The 9,217-nt window shown below is 68.7% G+C and carries 6 protein-coding genes; 2 read left to right on the plus strand and 4 right to left on the minus strand.

Annotated features, from left to right (window positions below; translation table 11 throughout):
• From sphsw_RS09110 to sphsw_RS09125, 4 genes are all read right to left on the minus strand, one after another.
• Positions 1–764 (minus strand): hypothetical protein (locus sphsw_RS09110; protein ID WP_031440331.1); only part of this gene is annotated, 764 nt, incomplete at its 3' end.
• Positions 761–2,638: an HAD-IIB family hydrolase gene (locus sphsw_RS09115; RefSeq protein WP_235188338.1), complete on the minus strand. Its 1,878-nt coding sequence runs from the start codon at positions 2,636–2,638 to the stop codon at positions 761–763. The genes sphsw_RS09110 and sphsw_RS09115, both read right to left, overlap by 4 nt.
• Positions 2,639–2,937: 299 nt before the next feature.
• On the minus strand, positions 2,938–4,971 hold the full coding sequence (locus tag sphsw_RS09120) for an alpha/beta fold hydrolase (RefSeq protein WP_031440333.1): 2,034 nt from the start codon (positions 4,969–4,971) through the stop codon (positions 2,938–2,940).
• 134 nt (positions 4,972–5,105) lie between these two features.
• Positions 5,106–6,227 carry an alpha/beta hydrolase gene (locus sphsw_RS09125; RefSeq protein ID WP_235188339.1) on the minus strand — a complete coding sequence of 374 codons (1,122 nt, stop codon included), beginning with the start codon at positions 6,225–6,227 and terminating at the stop codon, positions 5,106–5,108.
• A gap of 228 nt (positions 6,228–6,455) precedes the next feature.
• Here sphsw_RS09125 and sphsw_RS09130 point away from each other — a divergent pair, with 228 nt between their 5' ends.
• Together sphsw_RS09130 and sphsw_RS09135 are read left to right on the plus strand one after the other, a co-directional pair.
• Entirely contained in the window at positions 6,456–7,097 is a 642-nt protein-coding gene (locus sphsw_RS09130) for a Crp/Fnr family transcriptional regulator (RefSeq protein WP_160172625.1), read from the plus strand.
• 91 nt (positions 7,098–7,188) lie between these two features.
• On the plus strand, positions 7,189–9,217 hold a 2,029-nt coding region (locus sphsw_RS09135; RefSeq protein ID WP_160172626.1), incomplete at its 3' end, for a DEAD/DEAH box helicase.

The following is a 9,217-nucleotide window of genomic DNA, read 5'->3' on the forward strand; positions in this document are numbered from 1 at the left end:
TTCTCCACCCAGCCGCGATGGTCGATATTGGCGGGTTCGGTCGCATGCCAGTCGCGCACGACCGGCTCGATCGTGATCCAGCGCGCGGCAGGCCGGCTGCGCGCGCCGACGCCCAGTGGCGCCTGGCCGAACCCGCTGCCGCCGCCGCCGGCCATGACGAGGATCATCTCCTCGCGCTCGCCGATCCCCAGCCGCTCCCGCGCCGCGCTCCGGTCGGGGCCCTGCGTATCGACCCCCAGCCCGCCCGCGAAACACGTCTTTTCGACCATCGCCGCGTCCCAATCGGGCTGGGCGAGATCGCGGTGGAATGCGGCGAGCAGCCCGGCGGCGCCGTCATAGGCCGCGCGGTGCCCCGCATCGCCGCGGTCGCCATGCTGCAGCACCTTCACGTGCGGCACGCTGCAGATCCGCGCCAGCTGTGCGATCTCCGCCGACACGTCGCAGATCATCAGCGCGGGGTCCGCTTGCGCGAACCAGTCGGCGATCGTCGCCATCGCGCTTCGGATCCCCGGCCAGCCGAGCGGCGCGCAGTGCAGCGTCGCGGGCGTCGCGACCCAGTCCATCGCCACCTCCGCCCCGGTCGGCTCGAACAGCGACGGGATCATCACGATCCGCGCCTGCGCCGGCAGCGCGGGGAAGATGTCGTCGCGCGCGCAGAAGATCGTCACGGGACGCGACGGCGGCAGCGCCTGCAGGATCGCGGCACAGCGTTCCGCATGCCCGCGACCCTGATGGTGGACGAAATAGCCGAACGGACGCGTCATGCCGCGACTTGCACGGCCGGCGTGGTCAATCCGAGCCGCGCCAGCCCCTCGATCACCCCGGCGGCATGGTTGCGCGTGGCGCGATGCAGCCCGGGACGCGCGGCAAGTGTCGCCAGTTCATCACTCGCATTGGCAACAACAATCGCGAACCCGCACGCGTCGAGCATGTCGAGGTCATTGCCGCTGTCGCCCGCTGCAATGCAGTCGTCGAGCGTCAGCCCCAACCCGGCCGCATAGGCCGCCATCGCCGCCGCCTTGCCGCCGCCGGGGGACAGCACGTCGATCAGCCGACCGTGCGAGAACACGACCCGCGCTGCAAGCCCCGCCTGCGCCAGAGCCGTGCGGATCGCTGCGACGTCGGCGGCGTCGCCAAAGAAGCTGAGCTTGTGCGCGCCCTCGGTAACGACCGGCTGGGCGCAGATGCCGAGCGGGGCGATCGCCGCACGTACCGCCGCCCGGTCCCAGTCCTGATCAAGCGCGGTAGTGAACGCGGCGCAGCACTGCCACTCGCCATGTGCCGCCGGACGGAGGATCCGCGTCCCGACGTCGACGATGAACGCGTCCGGCTCGGGCAAATGCCACTGCGCCAGCACCGCGCGCGCCTCGGCGAAGCTGCGCCCCGTCGCGACCACGAACGGCAGGCTGCTGCCATGCCGCCAGCGTGCGAACGCCGCCGCGCCATCGACCGACCCGGTCAGCGTGTTGTCGATGTCGCAGGCCAGCAGCGCAGGCTGGCGCCGCAACGCCGCGTAGATGTCGATCGCTGCATCGGCATAGCGCCGCCAGTCATATGCCGCACTTCCGACACGTGCCGCCCGGCTCAACCGCGCGTGAAGCCCCGCATCCCCGATCACCGCACGACACGCCGCCGCAATTCCCGGCTCGTCGCGCGGATCGACCAGCAAGCCGTGACCGATCTGCGCGACGATCTCCGCTGGCCCTCCGTTGCGGGTCGCAACGACCGGAACGCCGGCCGCTGCCGCTTCGATCAGGGTCAGCCCGAACGGCTCGTGCAGCGCCGGGTTGACGAACACGCCGCCTGCCGCCGCTCGCCGGTACAGCGCAGTGACGTCCGAAGCATCGTGCCGCGGCGGCAAGGCAAACCGCCCGCGCAGCGCAGGACTAGCGGCAAGCGCCTGCAGCTCGCCCAGCACCGCCCGTTCCTCGCTCGACGACTGGCCCCCATGTTGCCCGGCGAGGATCACCAGATTCGCACGTTCGTGCAGAACCGGATCCGCCGCGAACGCGCGGACAAGGACCGCGAGGTTCTTCTTCGCCACCGGTCGCGCGATCGCTAGCAGGATCGGGAGATCCGGCCGATCGAGCCAGTCTCCCAGACGGTCAACCAACGTCGCTGTGCCTCCTGCATAGGGACGGCGGGGCACGCCCGGCGGCACGCAGTGGATCCGGCCCGCGACCCCGACGCCATAGGCCGGGACCTGCCGTTCGGCCTCGTCCCGCGTCGATACGATCAGCGCGTCTGCCGCAGCGATCGCGGTGGTTTCCGCCGCAATCCGCGTGCCGAGTTCGGCTCCGCCAAGGCCCTGACGGCGCTTGTCGATCGCCAGCGCATGCGGCGTGTACACGAACGGAATGCCGAACCGGCGGCGTGCCTCGATCGCGACGGCTGCGGCATCGGCGAAATGCGCATGGATGACGTTGGGCATGACCGCCAGTCCGGCGATGTGACGGCAAAACGCCTCGGTGAATGCGGGCAAGTCGGCGGCGAGCGCCTCCTTCTCGAGATAGCGGTCGTCGCCACTATCGACCCGATCGATCGTCAACCTGTCGGTGACGCGCTCCGATCGCTGGCCATGCACGGATGGCAGATCCGCAGACCGGAACAACCGGGTAACGATCGAGACCCGGTCCACGCCGGGAAGCTCTGCCTGAACCAGCGCTGCGTCGACCACATACGCCAGATGCCCCCCGGAGTCGGCCGTAATGCCGAAGTCGATGGGCGGCGCTTTCAGGCAGCCCCCGAGGGCCAAATGCAGAATGAACAAGGCGACCCCGTATCGTTAGTATGGCGAAACGACACGCCACGACATTCGATCCCGGGGTGCGCGGTTATCGCGTTGCGCTATGTTAACCCTGTTGCAATCTGACGTTTTCCGCCGCTGCCGGGCAGAGCCGCCCCGGCATGTCTGCATGCCCGGGGCGCCCGTTCATGTCACCGCGCGGGGTCGAATGCGAACAAAGCGGTCGGCAGCGATGCCGGCGCACCCGGCTTGAACCAGCTGGTGTCCTGGATATGGCTCGCTGTCACATAGATCCGGCCATCGGGCCCTTCCGAAAACGTATCGGGCCAGCGCAGCCGCTTGTCGGTCAGCACCGGCTCGACACGATCGCCGACCAGCCGCGTGATGCTGTCGTTGGTCGGCGACGTGATGTACAGCACCCCCGCCTTGCTCATCCACAGCCCGTCCGCGACATGCGTCTCCGCGATGGTCTTCACCCCCGCCGCCTGCTGCGCTGCGCTCACGCCCTCGCGGAGCAGCCCGGTATCGATCGCGTACAGCGTCTTGCCGGTGAGCGCCTGGTAATACAGCGTCTTGCCATCGTTCGAGATCGCGATCCCGTCCGCGGAGAAGGCCGGCTGGCGGCCATCGGGACGGACCAGCGGCTTGCCGTCGGTCATGACCGTCACGCTCTTGTCGATCTGCGTCGAGCCATGCCCGTCGAGCGCGCGCATTCCCTTGCCGCTCTCCAGGTCGATCACGATGATCGCGCCGCGCGTGCCCGAATCGGTGATGTAGCCGGTCTTGCCGTCGGGCGAGAAGCGGATGTCGTTGAGGTACGTGCCCTGCAGCGCAACATCGGCCGCGACCTTGATCACCTTGGTCACGCGGTTCGTCGCCAGATCGATCCTGACCAGCTTCGGCGCGCCCTCGAGCGGCTTTTCGTTACCCGGCGCGCCGGGATCGAGCACCCACAGATTGCCGTGCCCGTCGGGCACGATCGACTGAACGCAGACGAAATAGTCGCCGACCGGCAATTCGTTCGCGCGCGCGTTGCGCCAGCTGTTCCACGTATCGTCGGGATAGGCCTTAAGCTTTCCGTCCGGCAGCACCTCGGCGACCGAGATCGGCGCATCGTCGGTCCAGCGCGGGAAGTTGACGAACCGTCGTCCGTCTGCGGTCACCGCGACGCCGGTCACCTGGTGGTCGAACGTCGCCACCTGAGTCAGCGGGCTCGCCGCGGTCTTGGCCTGTGCGACGCCGGCCGCGGTTGCGGCGGCGGCGAGCGCGAACAGCGCCGCACCTGCCAGAAGGGGTTTGAACTTGGACATGTCGTGGCTCCGGTAAATCGTGTCGGACAAGGTGGCGGGATCGCCGGTGAACAGCGTGACGAGCAGGTCGGCGACCGCCTCGGGCCGCTCACGCTGTGGAAAATGGCCGACGCCCGGCAAGGTGACGAAGGCGAAGGGTCCCGAGAATTTCTCCGGTACCGCGGTGGTCGCGCTCGGCGGGTTCACCCCGTCCTCCGCACCCTGAATGTACAGCGCGGGCAGCGACAGCGTCGCGCTCGCCTTTACCGCTTCCTCAAGCCAGACGCTCGCGGGATCGGGTGCCGCCTCGTCCCAGCGCACGCGATAGCTGTGCAGCGTGACGTCGACCCAGTCCGGATTCCCGAATGCGCGCGCCACCCGTGCAAAGGTCGCCTCGTCGAACCAGCCCGGCGGCGACCAGTTGGTCCAGTGGACATGCGCAAACCCCCTGGGGTCATCGCGCACCGCCTGCGCGCCGCGCGCGGTGGCCATGAACCAGTGATACCATTGCCGCTGCGTCTGTTCGAACGGCGGCGTCGGCATGCCGCCCAGTCGCGGCGGCGTCGCGAGCATCGCGATCCGCTGCACCCGCTCGGGCCAACCGACCGCCAGCGCCTCGGCGATGTTCGAGCCCCAGTCATGCCCCGCGACCATGAAACGCGCGATCCCCAGCCCGTCCATCAGCGCAATCGCGTCCATCGCCAGGACCGCGCTGTTGCCGGTGCGCGGCGTATCTGCCGCCACGAACCGCGTTTCGCCGAACCCGCGCAGGCTCGGTACGATCGTCCGCAGCCCGGCTTCGTGCAGCGCGGGTAGGACGTCGTCCCAGGTCGAGGAGTCATCGGGCCAGCCGTGCAGCAACAACACCGCATCGCCCTCGCGCGGGCCCGTATCGGTATAGGCGATCGCCAGCGTTGGCGTGGTTATCACGGGCATCTCAGCGCTCCGCCATCAGCAGGGCCACAACCCGCCCGAAGGCACGATAGCGGGGCGAAGAGGCATGGGTCGTCGACGTCATGGCATTACTCGCTGCAAAAATGGGAGGGAGAAACTATCCCCCTCCCAACGCATCAGCGCTTCGCAGGAGCCATGGCGAACGCCGCCTTCAGCCGTGCGACCGCGAGATCGTTCGCATCCTTGGCGCCGCGCACGATCGTGCCCATGCCGAAGAATTCATGCGTCACGCCCGGGAAGGTACGCTGCTCGACCTTGTCGCCCGCCGCACGCATCGCCGCGGCCAGCGTCTCGCCGTCCGACCGCAGCGGATCGATCTGCGCATTGATGATCGTCGTCGGCGGCAGCCCGCGCAGGTTCGCCCCGACCAGGTTCAGCCGTGGATCCTGCGCATCCGCCTTGCTGGTCTGGTAGTAATAACCGAACCACGGCAGCATCGCACCGTTGAGCGGCTTCGCATTCGCCGAATCCCTGCGCGAGGGCAGCGTCTTGCTGCTGTTGGCGATCGGATAGACCGAGACGATGTGCAGCGGCGCGGTCAGGCGATTGTCGCGGGCATAGATCGCCGTCGCGACTGCCAGATTGCCGCCGGCGCTCTCGCCCGCAACCGCGATCTTCGCCGGGTTGCCACCCCATGCCGCGGCATTGGCCAGCGTCCAGCGATAGGCTGCCGCTGCGTCGTCATGCTGTGCGGGGAACTTGAACTCGGGGGCATGACGATATTCGACCGACACGACGATCGCGTTCAGCGCCTTCGCCATCGCGCGCGGTGCCGCGTCATAGGTGGCGACATCCGCGATCACCCAGCCGCCGCCGTGATAATAGACCACGACCGGCAGGCCCTTGGCATTGGCCGCGCTCGCCGGCTTGTACACGCGGGCGAACTGCTTGGCGTCGCTGCCATAGGGCATGTCCTGCGTCGTCACCGATGCGTCGGGGGTCGTTGGCATGCCCTTCTGTGCCATCACCGCCTTGGCGCCATCGGCAGCCGAGGGCTGCTGGCGTGCTTCGGCGGGCGTCAGCGTCTCGATCGGCTTGCCGCCGAGGCCGGCCAGCGCGTCGAGCACGGCCTGCATGTCGGGCGCAGCCTTGGCCGGCGCCATCTTGGTGGCAGGCGGCGGGGGCGGAGGCGGCGCAGTGACGCTCCGCGCCGACTGGGCGAGCGCGGCGCCCGGGATAAGTACGAGCGTCGATGCAAACACGCCGGCGAGCAGCGTCCGTCGAATGGAATGTGTCAAAATTGCCTCCTGTATCATTGAGAGGCGCAACCCCGGCGGCGGCGTGGGAGTTGCTGTACGAAACCGGACGAAGACCGGATCGTATTGAATTCATGCAGTGTTTCAGGGGGCGTGATGGCGGGCGACAATCGACTGGAGACCATCGATCGGGATGGGGCTGGCGACGCGTCGTCGGCGCGAGGCACAGGAAACCGGCTGCTTCAGCGTCTGAGCCCCGACGACTTCGCGTTGATCGCCCCGCATCTCGACCGCGTCCCCTTTGCGGTCGGCGAGTCGCTGACGCGTGCGGGCGACCGGATCGAGACGCTCTGCTTTCCCGAGGAGGGGATCGCCGGCGTGCTCGACGCGCTCGAGGGCGATCATCGCTTTGCGGTCGGGCTGATCGGCGCGGAGGGCTTTGTCGGCTGGTCCGCGCTGCTCGGCGACAACCGCTCGCCCTATGACGTCGTGATGCGCGCCGAACAGGGCGTCGCGCTGCAGCTGCCGCTCGACCGCTTCCACGCCGCCGCCGCGCAGAGCGACACGCTGCAGCTCGCGCTGCTCCGTTTCGTGCAGGTGTTCATGACCCAGATGGGCCGCACGATCGTATCGTCGCTTGCGCATTCGATCGAGCGACGCATGGCGCGCTGGATCCTGCTCTATCACGATCGCATCCGCGACGACGCGATCTGCATGACGCATGAGGAGTTCCGCCTGATGCTCGGCGTCCGGCGCAGCAGCGTGACCGAAGCGCTCCACCGGCTCGAGGAGGAGCATGCGATTCGCTCGGTCCGCGGCCGTGTGCTGGTTCGCGACCGCGACATTCTGATGCGCATGGCGGGCGACACCTATGGCCATGCCGAATCCGAGTATCGACGCCTGCTCGGCTGAGCCGGTCGGAACATTTCGTGCACGGATCACGGAACGAGCCGGTCCGCATACCGTTCATTCAATGGGCGCCAACGGCCCGACCGGAGGGGCCATGCTGAAGCGTACCGACCATATCGACCTGCCGGGTGACACGCGCGCTGCACCGGCAACTCTGCCCGCGGCGATCGTCGTTGCCGAGTTGCTGACCGCCGGGATCGACCGTGCCATTCTGGTAGTCGAGGACGAGTCGCGCGCCGAGGCGATCGCCTGTCTCGCTGAGGGGTTCGCCCCTGCGATGACCGTCGTCCATCTCGTTGCGAGCGATGCGCTCCCCGGCGACTCCGCGCCGCCCAGCGCCGCCAATGTCGGCCGCCGGGTCGAGGCGCTGCGCCGTCTGCGCGCCGCGACCGCTACAACCTCGACTGACCCGATCCTCCTCGTCCTCTCCGCCGAGGCGAGCGCGGTCCGCTATCCAGCCCCTGCCGCATTCGACGAGGCGCCTCCGGTGTTCCGCGTCGGCGACACGATCGACATCGCCGCGCTACCCGCGCTCGCCGAAACGATCGGCTACACGATCGACGACCGGGTCGACGAACCCGGCGAGATCGCGATCCGCGGCAGCGTCGTCGACCTGTTTCCGGCCGATCGTGCGAACCCCGCCCGGATCGAATTCGACGACGATTCGGTCATCACCGAAATCCGCAGCTATGACCCGGTGTCGCAGCGCAGCCTGGAAACGCTCGACGCGGTAATCGTCGGTCGCGCCTGCGAACCCGATCTGGGTGACGGTGTCGCGATTACCGAGCATTTGCCCGACGCCGCGCTCCATTTCGACCCTCTGGTCGCCGACCGCCGCACGCGGTTCCTGGCGCTTGCCGCCGACGGCACCGCGGCGCGTCAGGTCAAGGCCGCGCTGGTCGACACGCGCGCCTGGAACAAGGCGACCGTCGGCCGCCAGAGCCTCGCCACCGACACCCCGGTCGAACGCACCCCGCGCTTCATCGAGCGGCGCGATCCGGTCCGCGCGTTCCGCCGCTTCGCCCGTTCGGTGATCGCCGACGGCCGGCTCGCGATCGCCGGGTCCGCGCGTGACCTTCGTTTCCTCGCATCGCGGCTCGGCGTCGACGCCGAACACGTCGACAGCCTTGCTGAGGCGGCGGCCGCACCCGTCGGTTCGGTGTCACTGCTCTGCGCTCCGCTCGACCAGGGCTTTGTCCATGCCGATCTCACCATCGTCGCCGCCGCCGATCTGCTCGGCAGCCGCGCACGACTGGACGACGGCCCCGGTGTTGGCGTTGCGGCCTTTGCCGAAGGTGCGACGCTGCAGACCGGCGACATTGTCGTGCATGAGGATCACGGCATCGGTCGCGTTCTCGGGGTCGAGGCGCTGCCCGACCTCGATGGCGTCGCGGCCGACGCGATCGTGCTCGACTATGCCAAGGGCGCCCGCCGGCTCGTACCCGTGCATGAAGCCGATCGCATCTGGCGTTATGGCGCAGACGCGGATGCGGTGACGCTCGACACGCTCGACGGGGGAAGCTGGACCAAGCGTCGCGCCGCGATCGACACCGCGATTGCGGAAAGCGCACGTGCGCTTCAGGCGGTTGCTGCCGAACGCGACGCGCGGACGACACCGCCGATCGTCCCGGATGTCGCACTCTACGAACGTTTCGCCGCGGGTTTTCCCTTTGCCGAGACCCCCGACCAGGCGCGTGCGATCGCCGCGGTCCGTAGCGATCTCGCCAGCGGCAAGCCGATGGACCGGCTGATCGTCGGCGATGTCGGCTATGGCAAGACCGAGGTCGCACTTCGCGCCGCCGCGCTCGTCGCGCTCGCGGGACGGCAAGTCGCGATCGTCGCACCGACCACCGTGCTGATCCGCCAGCATCTTGAAACGTTCCGCACGCGCTTTGTCGGCACCGGGCTGGAGGTCGCTGCGCTGTCTCGGCTGTCGACGCCCGCGGAGCGCAAGCGCGTCTGCGCCGGGCTTGCCGACGGGTCGATCGCGGTCGTGGTCGGCACCAGCGCGGTCGGTGGCAAGGGTGTCGCCTTTGCCGATCTCGCGCTCGTCGTGATCGACGAGGAACAGCGGTTCGGCGCGAAGGCCAAGGGGTCGCTGCGCGACATGGGCGCGGGCCATG

The sequence above is a fragment of the Sphingomonas sp. FUKUSWIS1 genome, from assembly GCF_000733135.1.
GTDB classification, from domain to species: domain Bacteria; phylum Pseudomonadota; class Alphaproteobacteria; order Sphingomonadales; family Sphingomonadaceae; genus Sphingomonas; species Sphingomonas aerolata.